Below are 17,704 nucleotides of genomic sequence, written 5' to 3' on the forward strand. Positions count from 1 at the left end.
TCATATTTTATTTTTTCTCATCTTTAAATCCTTATGATACCTATACTTCTACTAGTTTTCTTTTTAACTATATTATATGACTATTCAAATATTCATCACCGTATATTTCTTCTCTTTTCTTCTTAATTATATTTAGTATTTATAAAATCTTAATCTACTATTAAAAAGAAAAGTTATACTTAAGTTATTCAATACTATTTGGTTAAACTTCAATCAATAAATTAGTTTTAACTTTACTAAAAATTTTATAATTTATTAAAATAGTATGAAAAATTGTATCTCTTATCCATTTAGGTTAAAATAAATTATAAATAAAAGATTAGGGGGACATCATGAAAAACTTATTTATAATTAATCCAGTTGCAGGAAAAGGACGTTCTTTAGAATATATAGATAAAATTAAAAATTACTTCGATGTTTTACAGGAAGAATATATTATAGAAATCACCGAGTATAAAGATCATGCTATAGAAATAGCTAAAGAGTATACTTCAAAGGACACTTATAGAGTTTTTGCAGTTGGTGGAGATGGTACCATTAATGAAGTTTTAAATGGTTTAATCGGAAGTGATAGTGTTCTTTGTGTCATCCCTACAGGTACAGGCAATGACTTCGTAAGAACATTATATAAAGATAAAGAATTCGAAGATGTTTTAGATTCTCTAATAAGTGGACAAGAACATTATATTGACCTTGCTAAATCAAATGATAGGTACTTTATTAACATAGCATCTGTAGGCTTTGATGCTGAGGTTGTGTATAATGCTAGAATGTTTAAAAATAGAAGATTTATTCCTAGTTCTTTTGCTTATATATTGAGTGTAATTTATACAGCCTTTAACTTTAAATCTATAAATATGAGTATTAAAATCGGAGAACAATATATAAAAGAGTCAACATTTTTATTAGCTGCATGTAATGGCAAATGCTACGGTGGAGGAATTATGATAGCACCTAAAGCTGATATGAAAGATGGCTTATTAGATATTTGTGTTATAAGACGCCCAGGGTTATTTACTCTACTTAAATCCATCCCTAAAGCTTTAAAAGGTGAACTTGAAGGCATAGAAGAGGTAAATTACTACTCTGGTAAAAAAATAATAGTTGAAGGTGATAGGGAATTTATCCTCAATGCTGATGGAGAACTTTTTAGACAAACCCAAGCAGAGTTTGAATTAATTGAAAATGGCATGAAGGTTGTTATACCTTTTTAAAAGCGTGACTTTTAGTCACGCTTTTGTAAGTATCTAATTATGAAAACTTAAATATACTATGGAAAATAAATTTTCTATAAAAATAGCTTAACCTCTTTAGAAATTATAGAAAAGAATTTTTGTTATGGAGATTAAAATTATGTATAAGTTAAAATTCCATTGTGGAGCCTATATAAAGTCTATCCATCCTTAATAATATAAAATAAAAATTATTTTATATTATTATTTATTCAAGATTTCAATGATCTGTTGTAAAAATCTTTTTAAAGGACTTTTATTTAAAATAGTTGATGTTATAGTAATAATTTTTTTATTCTTCATCATTATATGTAGAATAGAGTTACAATCCTTGTCATTATCTATAATACTTATAAAATCTATTTCCTTAAAACTTATATAATTAGCCTCATTAAAACTTTCTTTAAAATAAATCCCCTCAGTAGTAAACAAAAAACCTTCTTTTCCAGCACCTAAAATTGTAATATCTAATAACGCTAATACATTTTCTTTTTTAACACGTTCACCATAAGAATTAATAGCATTATTTAATTTTTTTATAGGGATATTTTCAATATAATAGGTATTTATAGTAGAAATATCACCTATATATTTTTTTAAGCATTTCATTATCTCACTATCTTTAAATAACATTACTCTTCATTCCTTTATTTTTGTTTCATATATCTTATATTTATAACTATTAACACATATCTATATTTTATTACATATAAACTCTTATAAAAATTATTATAATTTCTACTTTATATAAGATTATTATATTACATAAGTTATATTATTAATTTAAATAAAAAAGTGCTAGGTTATTCCTAGCACCTTTTATTATACATTAGTTTCTTTTTCATCTTTTTCTACTGCTAGTTGAAGATGTAAATTACTTTTGTCTTCTATAGGTTTATCCTTAACAACTTTAAATTCTTTTTTTACTCTTCCGCCTAATAATAAAGTAACTAGTACTGTTAATCCATCTGCTAAGGATTGACTGAATCCTATTGCATAAAGACCTAATTCCATTTTATATGGTAATATATGAGTTAAAGATAAAAAGAATGAATTTCCACTTTCAAAAGCAGCCGGCAATAGTAGTAGAGCTGGAATAAAAAACAACCCTTGACGAGCTACTGATAACAGTGCGGCTTCTTTGCTCTTACCTAAAGCTTGGAATAATCCGGTATAAATCATTTGATAACCGAGGAATGGTCTTAATAATCCTAAAGCTATAATTGTATTAGCACCTATTCTTATTACATTTTTATCAGCACTAAACATTGATACAATAGGACTTGCAAATATCCACATTACTACTGTAGTTATTATGCAAAATATAGTAGACCATATTACAGATATCCTAATTGCATCTTTAACTCTCTTATATTTTTTAGCCCCATAGTTATATCCAGCTACTGGTTGGAACCCTTGAATATATCCTATAAGAATATAGTTAATCATTGAGTTTATTCTTAAAACAATTCCTACCGCTGCTACAGCTTCATCACCATAAGGCATTGCGGTGTTATTAATAAGACCAATTACAAAAGAATTTAAAAATTGCATTATAAATGTTGGAACACCTATTTCCAGCATTTCAGAATATATTTTTTTATCAAAAGAAAAATCTTTCCTGCTAATTTTCACAAAACTTTTTTTTCTATAGAAATATGATATTAAAAATATTGTGGAAACACCTTGACCTATAACTGTTGCTATAGCTGCACCTACTACTCCCATTTTAAATGTTAAAATAAATATTGGATCTAATATTATATTTAAAACTGCTCCAAGTATTATTGCAAACATAGAATACTTGGAATTACCTTCTGCTCTTATAATGTTGTTTAAAGTCATATTTGTAATAGTAAATATTGATCCAGTAGCTAATATTTTAGTATAGCTTATAGCATAAGGCATTATTGTTTCAGAAGCTCCCACTAGTCTTAAAACTGGCTTTACAAATATGTATAGTAAAACCATTACTATTATCCCTGCACCAATAGCAGTAAAGAATGCTACTGTTGCAGTTTTATCAGCTCTATCCTTTTTATTTTCTCCTAAACACCGTGAGATGTAAGATGAAGAACCTACGCCTATCGCTTGACCTACAGCACCAACTATCATAAATAGCGGAAAAGCTACTGATATAGCACCTATAGCTGCAGTATCATTTAGCATTCCTACGAAAAATGTATCTGCCATATTATATATAGCATTTATAAGCATAGCAATGATTGCAGGTATAGAAAGTTTAAGTAGAACAGACTTCATTTCTCCCTCGCCCATAAGCTTTGCCCGTTCTGCCCTAGCATCAATTTTATTTTCCATTTATTGTCCTCCTAAAAGTATTACTCTGTAACTAGTAGCCCTAAAATTAACTCTTCAATAAATTTAAGATTTTCTTCCTTTTTATCTTTTCTCACAGATAAATTCATTGTGATTTGAAGAATTAATGTTTGTGCTAACCTTTCATCTGCATCATCTATATCTCTTATTGATTCTACCTTTTCAAAAGGTTTAAACATCAATTTTAATCTTGATATTATCCTTTGATTAAAATCCCCAAGATCTTCAGTTTTTTCTTGGTTAAAAGTATAGCGTTGATGCACATAATATCCTAATCCCCGTCTTTCTTCAATTCCTGTATATAATATTTCAATTTCTTTTTTAATTTTTTCTTTTGCTGGAATATTTAATTCACTTGCTTTACTTAATTCCTGAAAAGTATATTCCCATGAGTTTTCAAGTATATCCATAAAAAGTTCTTTTTTACTTTTATAATAATTATAAAACGTACCTACTGCCATACCACACTCCTTTGCAATTAATTTAACATCAACTTCATCATAACCATGTTCTGAAAATAATTTTAGAGCGTTTTTTTTGATTTTTTCATCTAAATTTTTAATAATTTTTGGCATAACTTCTCCTTTATGAATTATGGTTCATCTTTAATGAACTCCTATTCATTATATGATTTTATTTAAATTTAGTCAACTTCTAAAGATATTATTTATTAATTTATCTTTTTAATTCAATACTATAATAATTCTACCATAGTTAAAATAAAAGCCATATAATAAAAAATCCATAAATATTTCTCTATAAAATAAAACCATGCTAATTAGCATGGTTTTTTTAAACATCATTTATGGCATCTTCTTTATTACAAGGTTTAATTGCAAAACATATCTCATAATTGAGATTACAATAAATTATATATTCATCTTTAAAGTTAAAAGAAGATGAAAAGTCTAATATTTGATATTTACAAAATAAAGATTTTTTTATACATCTTTTAAATTGATTTTTCACATAAAAGTCATTGTCCATTTTCTCACTCTCTTTCAATAACTATTTCATTAATATATTATTAAAATTATTGACAGCATTTGGACAATCCTATACTTAAATAAAATATCTTATTTAATACTTTTCGTACTTTCCCTTACAATCAACTCTGTATCAAGACTTATAATTTTTCCTTGTATTTTATTGTTTTCAATTAAATCCATTAATATTTCTACAGACACTTTGCCAATATCTTCTGTAGGTTGTTTTATAGTAGTAAGTGGAGGATCTAAGAATTCAACTAAAGTTATATCGTCAAATCCTACTACTGAAATATCATCTGGTATTTTATAATTCAATTCCTTTGCTGCTTTATAAACTCCACATGCCATCAAATCATCATGGGTGAATATAGCTGTTATATTATGATTCTTAATCAAATCTTTTGCAGCTTCGTATCCTCCTTCAATAGCATAATCATTAGATTTAATAATAGTCTCATCATATTCTATATGATTATCTATCAGTGCATCTTTATATCCTCTTAATCTTTCAATAGTAGTATTAATGTTTTTAGGACCTGTTATACAGGCTATAGATTTATGCCCTAAATCAATTAGGTGTTTTGTAGCATTATAAGCTCCTTTATAGTTATCTACAAAAACTCCATATTTTACCTCCACCTCAGGTTTTCTATCTATAAAAACCATAGGTATATCATCTTTATAAATGTCATATTTATCTTTAGTTTGCTTAGAACTAAGCAAAATTCCATCTACACATTTTTCTTTCAGTACATTTATATAATTAGCTTCCTTTTCTGTGTCATCATAACTATTACATAATATAAGATTATATCCTAATTCATTTACTAAATCCTCTACACTCTTAGCTATACTTGGGAAAAATGGATTTGATATATCAGGAAGTATTAATCCTATAGTCTTTGTTCTTTTAGTAACTAAACTTCTTGCTAATGCATTAGGTTTATAATCTAACTCTTCTATAACCTTTAGTATTCTCTTTTTTGTTTCTTCATTAGTATATCCTTCTATTTTATTTATTACCCTTGAAACTGTAGTAATTGAAACATTGGCTTTCTTTGCCACATCTTTTATAGTCACCTTCATAAAATCACTCCATCATATCTAATATCATTTGTACAGTAACTAGCACACCTTTATATAACTCTTTTTCGTCTATATCAAATTTACAATGATGATGAGGATAAAACTCACCTTCTACTGCTTTTCTGCTTCCTAAGAAGAAATATACTCCTGGAATTCTGTTTAAAAAATAGGAAATATCCTCTCCTATCATTGTTGACTTTTTAAGTATTACTAACTCTTCATTAGAAATAACTTTTTTGCTTGATTCAATTAGTCTATTTACTAAATCCTCATTATTTTTCACCATAGGATATCCAAAATGATAGTTATAGTCACAGCTCCCATTCATAGCTAAAGTAACTCCTTTAGCTATTTCTCCTATTCTTCTGCTGATATAGTTACGAACTTTTTCACTAGTAGTTCTAACTGTTCCTTCTAACTCTACCTTATCAGGTATTATGTTGTGTGCTGATCCTGCTTGAATTTTACCTATAGATATTACTCCATTCTCATTAGTATCAATTTCCCTACTTACAATACATTGAATACTTTGAATTATTTGAGCTGTCATAGTGATAGGATCTATAGATTTATGAGGCACTCCTCCATGTCCGCCTTTCCCATGAATAACTAAAGAAAATCTATCTAAACAAGACATAATCACTCCATACCCTACTGCTAATTGCCCATTATCAACCTCTTCAAAAATTGAGCCTATATGATGTGAAACTATATATTGGATATTATGTTTTTCAATTATGCCTTCTTGAAGCATTTTTTCTGCTCCACCATGTCCTTCCTCACCAGGTTGGAAAATTAGTTTTACTGTACCCTTTAATTCTTCCTCATTTTCTTTTAAAATCTCTCCTATTGCCAGTAAAATTGACATATGTCCATCATGACCACAGGCATGCATTGAACCATTTGTTGAAGCAAATTCTAAATTAGTTTTTTCTAAAATAGGAAGAGCATCCATATCTGCTCTTATTCCTATTACTTTCCCCTCTTTTTTTCCACCTATAGTCGCAACAATTCCTGAAACTTCTTTGAGTTCTTCAAATTTTATATTTAATTCTTCTAGCTGATTTTTCAAGTATTCTGTAGTCTTAGGTAACACTAATCCTACCTCAGGTATTGTATGTAAATATCTTCTATGTTTTATTATTCTTTCCTCTATTTTTTCTTTATTTATATTAAAAATCATTAATAATCCCCTCTTTTAATCTAAAATTTTTTAGAGATAAAAAACAAAATCGTGACAAGACCACGATTTTTCAATTGATAATATATATCTTATTCAATTAACTCAACCCTGTCTGTTGATTATGAATTATATAAAAATTGTAATTGTTTTTACTTATAAGCTCTAAATAAATTTAATGTGCTCTTTAAGGAAGAAAAAATCTTCTATAAACCATATAGAAGAATTACTCTTAGCTTAAATAATTGGTGATGATTTAAAATATTATTGATTTTAAAATACAACTATGATTAATTTATAGCATTGAGAATTATTATATAATACGAAGTTATTACTCCTTGTAAACCTTCATTTTAATTCTCAATTAATTACAACAGCTAGCATAGAGTAATCCAAATTTTCAATGATTTAAAACATAGCCAAATATCAAATATTTTATTAATGAGATTTTATTGTAGGGGCATCCAGATAGTAACTACCTAGACACCACCTTCAATAATTTAGTGTAATATTAGGAACTAATCGTTTTAACTAAATCTTACTTTCTTGTCATCCAATTTAAAATATTTATCCAAAGTTTATTGTAATATTCCCAATTTAGGAATTCTACTGGACCCCAGTGTGGAGCACAATCAGAAGTAAAGATAGCAGTTCTACCTTTTCCATATTCCATAACAGATATGAATGGATCTCCATCTATTGTTACTAGGTGTTCTCCTTTATCTTCTAGCGCTATTGTTCTATTATATCCTAAGAAATGCGGCCATTCTTTTGGTATTCCATTTAATATTTCATGCTCTTTAACAACTTGTGGATGGAATCCTTGTGGCGCCTCTACTCTATCATCTGTATCTAACATTTTTATTGGTAATATGTCCTTTACAGCAGTTTCACCATATCTAGTTTTTGCATCTATTCCAGTGAAAGACATGTATCCTCCTATCATTAAGAAAGATCCACCTTTTTCAACATATTCTTTTACAAGTTCTAATCTGTTCGGTAATCTTTTTCCTTGTGTAAATACTGATTTAGGTAATAATAGAGTATTTGATCCTATATCAGATAATATAACAGCTTCATATTGATTTAGTTCTTCTAAAGTTGTTGGAAATTTATCTGCAGCTAAATGGTTTGGTAGAAAGTCTACCTCATATCCACCTTCTTCTAATGCTTTTTTTATATACTCAACACCTTCTTCATAAACTGAAGTTGTAAAGCTATCAAATCCCTTTACATGTATAGTATGGCTCATCCATGATTCCCCAGCAATTAATATTTTACTCATCTTCAAAGTCCTCCTTAAAAATTATCTATCAAAATTTAATATTAAATTAGCGTATATAAGAATATGATTTAAATACTCTTCTACTTTTACATATTCATTAATAGTATGACATTGCTCTAGTGCTCCTGGACCTAATATAACTGTAGGTATATTTGCTATATTCTTTAAAAGTCTAGCATCATTACCTGCACAGCTTCCATCTACTATTGATGTACTATCAGTAGCTTCACTATATGCTTCTTTAACTTTAGATACAAAGCTATGATTTTCATCCATCTCAAAAGCTCCTCCAGCTTGATATATATTATATATAGGTGGATTATCTTTAAGATAACTATCTCCATTAGCACATAAATTTAGGGTATTTATAACATCATTTTTAACCATTTCATAACTCATTACTTCTGGTAAATAATGAATACACATTTTAAACTTACAATTGTCAGGTACTGTAGATCCTGCTGTACCACCTTTAATCACTCCTACATTTATTGTTGGAGCAGGAAGTACCTTATGCTTATATTTCATCAGCCATTGATGCTCTAATTCATTTAGTGCATTTATAAGCTTAATTGCTTTTTCAATAGCATTAATACCTTCCCATTTTTTACCACTATGTAGAGCTATTCCACTAACCTCTACTTCAAAGAATATAAATCCCATATGAGCATTTATTATTTTGTTATCTGAAGGTTCACAAATTACTGCACCATCAGCTTTTACACCTTTTGTAACAGCATGAATGGTTCCATTTCCTCCACCTTCCTCATCTACTACTGAAAGAATCTTCACATTAACAGGAAGCTCTATTCCTGCATCTTTTAATAATTTAACTGCCATTATAGATGCTATAAGTCCACTCTTCATATCAGCAGCACCTAATCCATAAAGCTTTCCATCAATTATTTCTGGCTTCCAAGGATTAATTTTCCACTTACTTATATCTCCTGGTGGCATTGTATCTACATGACCATTAAATAGAAGAGTTTTATCTCCTTTTCCTTTAAAATCTCCTATTAAATTAAATCTATCTTCATAGTTATGATTAAGATTTCCCTCATTATAGCTTTCAAGAGCTTTAATAATAGTTTCTTCTTCCATTTGCTCAACTATGACTTGTCCATCAAGTTCCTCTAAGAGTTTTTTGATGTATAACTGTCCTTCTTTTTCTTTTCCTCCATTTATACCATGACCTATTACTTGAGTATCTATAGAGATTAAATCCATAAGATGTTTTATATACTGCTCTTTATTATTCATAAGAGTTTCTTTTAACTTACTATTCATTATTTATCACATCCTATACTTTATATAAATTATTATTTATTATCCATAGTAATAAGAGAACTTTTTGCTTTCTTTTCTACTAAATATTTTCTAATCATTGAAATTGAAAGTATAGCAACAGTTGTAATATATGGAATCATCAGTATAAAATCTGAAGGAAATCCATGGGATTGTAATCTTGCACCTATAGAATCTGCAAATCCAAAGATTAGCGTTCCTACATAAGCAAATATAGGATTTACTCCTCCAAAATACATTGCTGCAACACCCATAAATCCTCTTCCATTAGTCATATTTTCAACGAACATCCTTGAATATCCTAAAGATAAGTGTGCCCCAGCAATTCCTCCCAATATTCCAGATATTATAATTACTTGAAACTTTGACTTATAAATATCTATTCCTGCTGTCTCCGCTGCCTTAGGATTTAAGCCGACACTTCTAATTCTAAGACCCCAAGTAGTTCTAAATAATAAATACCATATGGCAAATACAAAAACTGGTCCTAAAAGTTCAAATAAAGAATAGTTGTTAAACAGCGTGTTTAACACAGGAATATTCTCTAAAAAAGGTATATGCACTCTCGGTATCGGTACTATTTTATCAGAGTAGAAACTTCCAGCAACTCCAAATATCTCTCTTAATAAAAATCTTGTCACTGCTAATGCAAACATATTAAGAGATATACCAACAACCATAATTTCTCCTTTAAATTTTATGTGAGCAACTCCTACTATAAGTGCCATTAAAACTCCCGAAACCACAGCTGCTATTACAGCTAAAATCCAACTTCCAGTTAAAAAACTTACTGATACTGCTACGAAAGCTCCCATTAGCATAATTCCTTCAGTACCAACATTTAATATATCTGCCTGTTGAGTTATTATAACGGCTAAAGCAGCGTATAATATTGGTGTAGATGCTCTAATAGTAGAAGCAATCAAACTTAAATCAAATATAGATGATAACATTTCCAAATTTATTCACTCCTTTGCCACTATGCATTAACTGAACTTTCTTTAGAATCTTCAATCTTTGCTTTTTTCTTTTTTAATTTGATTCCACTATATAATCCTTCCATTGCCACTAGTATTATAAATACTGAAATAATTATATCTATTAAAGACTTAGGTATTCCCGTAAATCTTTCCATACCCAAAGCTCCTGCTTTAAGACTGGCAACAAAGAAAGCTATAAATGGTACAAGTTTTATATTATTTCTAGCAATTAACGATATAAGCATTCCATCAAAGCCTATTCCTACAGAAAAGTTTCCTAAAAAGTATCCATAAACACCAGCAACCTCTATTCCTCCTGCAAGTCCTCCAATTGCTCCACTTATCATCATTCCAATAACCATTATTTTCTTCTCTTTAATCCCTATGTATTCAGAGAATTTTCTATTAATTCCTACATTTCTAAGCTTATATCCCACTGTAGTGTGAAACATTAGCCAATATACAAATATTAAAACTCCAATTGCGATAAATAGTCCAGTATTTGCTTTACTTGGTTTTAAAATTGTTGATAACTTTGCACTATCCGCTATGTCTTTTGTTTTAGCAACAACACCTTGAGCAGATAAACTTCCATTTACTAAATAATTAGTGATATAAATAGCAACGTAATTTAGTAATATAGTTGCTGTTATTTCATTTACATTAAAATATGATTTTAGATATCCTGGTATAAAGGCCCATAAAGAACCTACAATAGCAGAAAAACCAAGTGTTAAAGGTATATGTATAATCTTCGGAAGACCTACAAGTGATGCACCTATCCATGCAGCTGCTATTGCACCTAAATATAATTCTCCTTCAACTCCTATATTAAATATTCCAACCTTTGAAGAGACTGCGAAGGCTAATGCCGCTAACATTAGTGGAACAAAAATTTGAAGTGTACCTCCTAAGTTAAAGTTACCTACAAAAGCACCTTTAAATAATTGTATATATCCTTCAATAGGATTAAATCCCATTGAAATTATAATTATCGCTCCTATAGCAAAGGCAGTTAGCAATGAAAGAAGTAAGCTTATATAATATTTTTTACCCATTTAATTTACCTCCTATCATAAGGATACCTAAATTCTCCTCTGTAGCCTCTTCTGAAGAAAGCACTCCTGTTATCTTACCTTCATACATAACAGCTATCCTATCTGAAAGAGAAAGTATTTCTTCAAGATCTGCAGATACTAAAAGTATAGCTGTATTCTTCTTTTTAGCTTCCTCTAAGTATTTTCTAATCTCTTCAATAGATCCAATATCTACTCCTCTTGTTGGTTGTGCCGCTATTAAAAGTTTTGCATCCATATCAACTTCTCGGGCAACTATTACTTTTTGTGCATTTCCTCCAGATAAATTAGATGTAAGTATTTCTCCATCTTTCGGTCTAATGTCAAATTTATCTATTAATTCCTTAGAATAATTTTCAATTTCTTTTTTATTCAATTTTATAAATTTACTAAAAGGACTTTTATAAAATTTATTTGCAATCAAATTGTCCTTGATACTCCACTCTTTATTTAATCCCCTAACATTTCTATCCTCTGGTATATGTGCTACACCTGATTGTCTAATTTTCAAAGGTGATAAATTAGTTATATTTTTCCCTAATAATTTTATTTCACCTTTCTCAACTTTTCTAAGTCCTGTAATGGCATCAATAAGTTCTGTTTGGCCATTTCCGTCAACTCCAGCAATTCCTAGGACTTCCCCTTCTCTTATCTCTAAATCTAAACCTCTAATTTTTGATAATTCTCTATCTCCTGGAACATAGATATCTTTTAACTGAATAACTACATCTCCAATCTTTCCAGTTTTCGCTTTAGCACTTAAAAATACATCTCTACCAACCATCATTTTTGCTATTTCTGGTATACTAGTATTTTTCTTTAGAAATGTATTTAAATAGCTTCCTTGTCTCATGACAGATATTCTATCACTGATTTCCATAACTTCCTTAAGCTTATGAGATATAAAGATTACAGATTTACCATCTTTCTTAAGTGCATTTAATATTTTAAATAATTGAATCGTTTCCTGAGGAGTAAGTACAGCTGTTGGTTCATCTAGTATTAATATTTCAGCACCTCTATAAAGAGTTTTTATAATTTCAACCCTTTGTGCTTCTCCTACAGATATATTTCTAACCTTTTTATTAAGTTGTATATCCATTCCATATAGATCTATATATTCTTGTATTCTTCTTCTAGCTTCATCTAAGTCTATTCTCATACCTTTGCTTGGTTCAAAGCCTAAAATTATATTTTCAAGTACTGTTAAGTCCTGAACTAACATAAACTCTTGATGAACCATGCCTATTCCCAATTCTATAGCTTCTTTAGGAGTTAAATATGAATACTCCTTACCTTTTATCACCATTTTGCCTTCATCAAATTTGTACATACCATAAAGTATTTTTAATAGAGTAGATTTTCCTGCTCCATTTTCACCTACTAAAGAATGAATTTCACCTTCATATAAGTCGAAAAAACCATTAGAAATAGCTTGTACAGTTCCAAAGCTCTTTTTTATGTTGGTCATTTGTATAATTTTATTTGACATAGCCTCTCCCCTACCTAACTAAATATATTTAATATACCAAGATTAAGGTTTTAATCTTGGTATATTCTTAATATTTGTTATTTCTTTCCAAATCCTGGATGCGACTTAACTTTTATCTCACCACTTTTAATTTTTTCTTCTATTTCTTTAACTTTAGTTAATATATCCTCTGGGAAGTCCTTTCCTAAAGCTTCTTTCATAACTGTCATATCTGTTAATCCAACACCGCCATTAGTTACATCCATGTAAAGTGTTTCTCCAGCTTTAAAGCTTCCATCAGCTACAGATTTAATTACTGTATATGAAGTAACATCAATACGCTTAAGCATTGAAGTTAATATGTTTCCTGGATATATTCCATCTTGATCTTGGTCAACACCTATTGCATATTTACCTGATTCTTTAGCTGCTTCTAATACACCATTTCCTGTGCCTGAAGCAACGTTCATTACTATGTCAGCACCTTGGCTATATTGAGCTAATGTTAATTCTTTTCCTTTTAATGGATCAGTAAATGAACCTGCAAAAGCTTCTAAAACTTTTGTTGATGGATCAATATATGCTGCTCCTTGCTTATATCCTGTTAAAAAGTCTTGTAATACAGGGATATCTACTCCCCCAACCCATCCTATAACTTTGTCTTCATTTACATTCTTAATGTTTGTTTTTTGAGTAAATAATGCTGCTGCTGCTCCTGCTAGGAATGATCCTTCATTTTGAGCAAATATTGCTGAAGCTACGTTAGGTTCATCAACAACACCATCAATAATTGCAAATTTTTGATCTGGGAATTGAGGAGCTATCGTCTTCATTATATCCTCATATTGAGCTGATACTGCTAAAATTAAATCATATTCACCTGATGAAGCCATAGCCATTGTGTTTGATTCCCAATCTGCTGGTTTATCAGTTTCCATAATTTTAACTTCAAGGTCAAATTCTCCTTGAGCCTTCTTTACTCCCTCATTAGCAGAGTCATTAAATGATTTATCTCCTAGATAACCTGCTAATAATAATGCAACTTTGGTTTTTTTACCTTCTTTAGAACTATCATCTTTACTGCCATTACTACTACCGCAACCAACAAGTAATGTTGAAAAAGCAATAATAAGAGTTAGTAACAATGCAATATGTTTTTTACATTTCATGGTTAAATCCCCCTTTAATAATTTTTTTATATGTTTTTAAATAGTTCACTTTTTATTTTTTTCTACTGTTAATAAATTCTTCTACTTCTTCTTTATAAGGTAATGAACTTTGAGCTCCCTTTTTACTAACAGTTAATGCTCCAACGTATAAAGAGTATTCAATGGCTTTTATAACATCATTTTCTCTATTTAAATGTGAAACAAATCCTCCTATAAAGGAATCACCTGCTGCAGTAGTATCTACTGCATTTACCTTTACAGAATTAAAAATTTTAAACTCTTCATTACTTGCATAAATTGCACCTTTTTCACCAAGAGTTGCTATAATATTTTTTACTCCCATGGCTAAAAGTTTATTTATAGCATTCTTTACATCATTTTCATTATTTATGTTTTCACCAGTCATCAATTCCAGTTCTGTTTCATTTGGTATTAAATAATCTACTTTACACAATATTTCCTTTGGTATTTGTTGTGCTGGAGCAGGATTTAATATTATTTTTATACCTTTTTTATGACAAAAATCTACTGCAGTCCTAACCGTATCTAAAGGTATCTCTAGCTGCATTACGCAATAAGAAACATTTTCAAAAGCTTCACTATATTTTTCAATATCCTCTACTTTTAAATTACTATTTGATGCTGGATTTACCACAATGCAATTATCTCCATTTTTATCTACATATATAAATGCAGTTCCTGATGGATAAGTTTCATCAAATAATACGTATTTAATATCAACATTGCTTTCTTCTAAAGCATCTGCTAACTCATTGCCATTACCATCTTGTCCAACTTTACCAAGCATTTTAACACTTCCACCTAATCTTCCAATGGCTACTGCTTGATTAGCACCTTTTCCACCATGAAACTTTAAAATAGACTTTGATAATATGGTTTCTCCTAATTTAGGTATGTGATCTACATCCACTACAAAATCCATATTAATGCTGCCAATAACCAGTATATCTTTCATTTATAGACACTCCTTTTACATAATGAGATAAAAACGTAACCTTAATTTATGTAATTACTTACCATAAAATCATTTTAGTTAAAGGTTTAACTAAAACGTTTTACTTCTTTAAAATCATTCTATTATAGCCTTATAAAAAAAACAATATATTTGACATCATATTTCATTATTTTTTTACAATTTTGTTTCTTTTAAGTGTTTTATAATTTAACTATATTTTTATTAAAAAATATACACTTTTTATATATGTGCTATATACTTTTACATTTAATCTTTAATTGTATATCACTTTTATTAAAAGTTATTTTATTTTTATATATGCTATACTATATAGCATATATTTAAAAATAATCTAAAAAATTAAATTATTTAAATTATTCGTTCTTTTAATCTTTTTATAAATATGATATTCATTAAATATATTTTCTTATATAATTAATGATTGTAGTCTTTATAATCATTTTAAATGTTTCTACTACAATTAAAGTAAATTAAAAATTTGTGTAATAAATTACTTTTATAGTGTAAGATATTTTTTATAAAAGTTGAAAGAGTGCTAAGAACTTTTATATATAAAAAATAGCAAGAGAGTTACATCCCTTGTATAACTCCCTTGTTGTTTTTAATGAATATATCAAAATAAATTAAATCTATTTATAATCTCTAAAATTTTATGTTATATTATTGAAACATTCTAAAATAGTCACTAGCCTATAATATAAAATTATTTATAAATTTTTTATTAAAAGAAAAGTAACCCATAGAAAAATTCTATAGGTTACTTCTCTTACATAGTACTTAGTTTTCAAGGTTGGATATGTGATTTTATATATCGAATTTAACTATCTAGCATGTTTATAACTTATGATTTTATTATAAGTAAAATCAAATAGCTAAACCATTCATATACCTTACAAAACTAAGAATTAAACTTACATTTTTGTAATTTAATCCATCTTCATAATATAACCGCTTCTTTGAATGTCTAAATCATCAACTTCTCTAAATAGATACTTAATAATTAAGTTTGAACTTAATTTATTTAAACAAGCTTTAAATAAAAGCAACTTCATCACTTGAAAAATAGTAATACATATCATCTCTATAATTTATTAATACAATTTTAGCCATTACTTTTAAAGTAATGGCTAAAATTTTATTATAAGTTTTGTATTAAAGTTTCTGTTTTTGTTAAATACTCTTTACGTGATTCATCATCTACAAAAGGAACAGCACCAAAGAAAGTATGATAAAGTGGTTCAATTCCACAAAATTTAAATATACCATCATTTACCATTTGTTTCATAGCGTCATGCATACCATTTTCTGCATAGTCATCACTAGGAGATCCAGTTGTATTGAATACTAGTGCTTTTTTTCCTTCTAGCAGACCTACTGGTGCATTATTGTCATATTTATATGCAAATCCATTAGCAAATACTCTATCTATATATCCTTTAAGTATAGCTGGCATTGATGCCCACCATACAGGGTAAATAAAAGTAATAAGATCCGCCCACTTTACTTCTTCCTGTTCACTTTTAATGTCACTAGGAACTTCTCCTCTTCCAAAAGCTTCAAAATCTGCTGGTTGTAATGTTGGATTAAAGTTAATTGCATATAAATCTTTAATCTTTACTTCATGTCCTTTATTTTTACTAACATTTTCTACACTTTCTAATATAGCATGACAAAAACTATTAGGATTAGGATGAGCATAAATTATTAAATGTTTCATATGTATATCCCCTTTCTCAAAACAAATATAGTTTAGTTTTTGCTAGTTTGTAAATATTATTCTATAGAAACACCAATAATTTTTAACCCATAATAATTTATCTATCTTACACTTAATTTTAGTCTACATTAGATAATAATAATCATCTAAACTTTTAAAGTTACATATATTAAAATAAATTTTTAGTTTTTTATCTTATAAATAATAATTAATAAATTATTTTTCTATTAATATATAATCAAAATATGATGATGTACATTTTCATCATCAATTCTTCTCTAAATTGTTCGTTTTTCTTTATAGAGAATTTCAAATCCATTAAAATATTGTTCGATCTCATCCTCTCTATAGTGGCAGTAAAATACTTCTTGCTCATCTTCAATTTGTATGAACTCCCCTTCGTTAACTTGATTACCTTTTCCATAGGAATCACATTCTTCACTTAAAAAATTTACATAACACAATCCTTTAGATTTTAATACTCTATAAAATTCTTGTAAAGCAAGTAAAAAATCTTGTTTCTTCATATGAACAGAAGTATTATAAGAAAACAAAAAGCTAAAAAATTCATTATTAAAGGGAATTTCCTTCATATCTCCTTTAATAATGTTTAACTTCATATTACTTGTATCACAAAAAGAACTAGCTTTTTCTAATTGTTCTTCGCATATTTCAATGCCGTAAGTTTTATATCCAAACTCATAAAATAGAGAAAGAGGTGGGTTAATTCCACCAGCGCCGCAATCAAGAATAACTTTTTCAAGCGAGCTACCATTGCAGTATTTTAAGAAGTTATACAAAGGAAAAGCTGATATAAGATTATTCATATTTTCATCCTCACTTTATATATTATTATACAAATAATTTCTGAATTCTTAAC

General features: G+C 28.4%; 17 protein-coding genes. 1 reads left to right on the forward strand and 16 read right to left on the reverse strand.

The features are described from left to right. Positions 1-332: 332 nt before the first annotated feature. The gene (locus ACY1IQ_RS04415; RefSeq protein WP_461612814.1) at positions 333-1,214 is read left to right on the forward strand and encodes a diacylglycerol/lipid kinase family protein; all 882 of its coding nucleotides are present in this window, start codon (positions 333-335) and stop codon (positions 1,212-1,214) included. A 222-nt stretch (positions 1,215-1,436) separates the two neighbouring features. On the opposite strand, the gene ACY1IQ_RS04420 is transcribed toward ACY1IQ_RS04415, so the two are convergent. The 16 genes from ACY1IQ_RS04420 to ACY1IQ_RS04495 all read right to left on the reverse strand — a co-directional run bounded on the left by ACY1IQ_RS04420 (position 1,437) and on the right by ACY1IQ_RS04495 (position 17,651). Further along, on the reverse strand, positions 1,437-1,841 hold the full coding sequence (locus ACY1IQ_RS04420) for a hypothetical protein (RefSeq protein ID WP_461612815.1): 405 nt from the start codon (positions 1,839-1,841) through the stop codon (positions 1,437-1,439). A 213-nt stretch (positions 1,842-2,054) separates the two neighbouring features. Continuing rightward, positions 2,055-3,551, reverse strand: coding sequence for an MATE family efflux transporter (locus ACY1IQ_RS04425; protein ID WP_461612816.1), 1,497 nt, complete (start codon positions 3,549-3,551; stop codon positions 2,055-2,057). A gap of 20 nt (positions 3,552-3,571) precedes the next feature. Beyond that, positions 3,572-4,144: a TetR/AcrR family transcriptional regulator gene (locus tag ACY1IQ_RS04430; protein ID WP_461612817.1), complete on the reverse strand. Its 573-nt coding sequence runs from the start codon at positions 4,142-4,144 to the stop codon at positions 3,572-3,574. Positions 4,145-4,361: 217 nt separating this feature from the next. Continuing rightward, complete coding sequence (locus ACY1IQ_RS04435) at positions 4,362-4,556, reverse strand: hypothetical protein (protein ID WP_461612818.1); 195 nt, start codon at positions 4,554-4,556, stop codon at positions 4,362-4,364. Between the two features lie 89 nt (positions 4,557-4,645). Further along, entirely contained in the window at positions 4,646-5,644 is a 999-nt protein-coding gene (locus ACY1IQ_RS04440; RefSeq protein WP_461612819.1) for a LacI family DNA-binding transcriptional regulator, read from the reverse strand. Positions 5,645-5,648: 4 nt separating this feature from the next. Next, positions 5,649-6,827, reverse strand: coding sequence for a M20 metallopeptidase family protein (locus tag ACY1IQ_RS04445; protein ID WP_461612820.1), 1,179 nt, complete (start codon positions 6,825-6,827; stop codon positions 5,649-5,651). Between the two features lie 535 nt (positions 6,828-7,362). Further along, positions 7,363-8,109 carry a glutamine amidotransferase gene (locus tag ACY1IQ_RS04450; protein ID WP_461612821.1) on the reverse strand — a complete coding sequence of 249 codons (747 nt, stop codon included), beginning with the start codon at positions 8,107-8,109 and terminating at the stop codon, positions 7,363-7,365. Positions 8,110-8,130: 21 nt separating this feature from the next. Then, on the reverse strand, positions 8,131-9,396 hold the full coding sequence (locus ACY1IQ_RS04455) for a M20 family metallopeptidase (protein ID WP_461612822.1): 1,266 nt from the start codon (positions 9,394-9,396) through the stop codon (positions 8,131-8,133). Between the two features lie 32 nt (positions 9,397-9,428). Beyond that, positions 9,429-10,367 carry an ABC transporter permease gene (locus tag ACY1IQ_RS04460; RefSeq protein WP_461612850.1) on the reverse strand — a complete coding sequence of 313 codons (939 nt, stop codon included), beginning with the start codon at positions 10,365-10,367 and terminating at the stop codon, positions 9,429-9,431. A 26-nt stretch (positions 10,368-10,393) separates the two neighbouring features. Next, entirely contained in the window at positions 10,394-11,452 is a 1,059-nt protein-coding gene (locus ACY1IQ_RS04465; RefSeq protein WP_461612823.1) for an ABC transporter permease, read from the reverse strand. Then, complete coding sequence (locus tag ACY1IQ_RS04470; RefSeq protein ID WP_461612824.1) at positions 11,445-12,962, reverse strand: ABC transporter ATP-binding protein; 1,518 nt, start codon at positions 12,960-12,962, stop codon at positions 11,445-11,447. Before ACY1IQ_RS04470 ends, ACY1IQ_RS04465 begins: the two co-directional genes overlap by 8 nt. A gap of 77 nt (positions 12,963-13,039) precedes the next feature. Beyond that, the gene (locus tag ACY1IQ_RS04475; protein ID WP_461612825.1) at positions 13,040-14,110 is read right to left on the reverse strand and encodes a BMP family lipoprotein; all 1,071 of its coding nucleotides are present in this window, start codon (positions 14,108-14,110) and stop codon (positions 13,040-13,042) included. A 52-nt stretch (positions 14,111-14,162) separates the two neighbouring features. Beyond that, complete coding sequence (gene rbsK, locus ACY1IQ_RS04480) at positions 14,163-15,086, reverse strand: ribokinase (protein WP_461612826.1); 924 nt, start codon at positions 15,084-15,086, stop codon at positions 14,163-14,165. Between the two features lie 947 nt (positions 15,087-16,033). Next, entirely contained in the window at positions 16,034-16,159 is a 126-nt protein-coding gene (locus tag ACY1IQ_RS04485) for a hypothetical protein (protein WP_461612827.1), read from the reverse strand. 86 nt (positions 16,160-16,245) lie between these two features. Next, positions 16,246-16,824, reverse strand: coding sequence for an NAD(P)H-dependent oxidoreductase (locus ACY1IQ_RS04490; protein WP_461612828.1), 579 nt, complete (start codon positions 16,822-16,824; stop codon positions 16,246-16,248). 278 nt (positions 16,825-17,102) lie between these two features. Next, positions 17,103-17,651 (reverse strand): class I SAM-dependent methyltransferase, encoded by a 549-nt coding sequence (locus tag ACY1IQ_RS04495; RefSeq protein ID WP_461612829.1) that lies wholly within the window; start codon positions 17,649-17,651, stop codon positions 17,103-17,105. Positions 17,652-17,704: the final 53 nt, after the last annotated feature.

Source organism: Clostridium sp. Marseille-QA1073 (assembly GCF_054863625.1).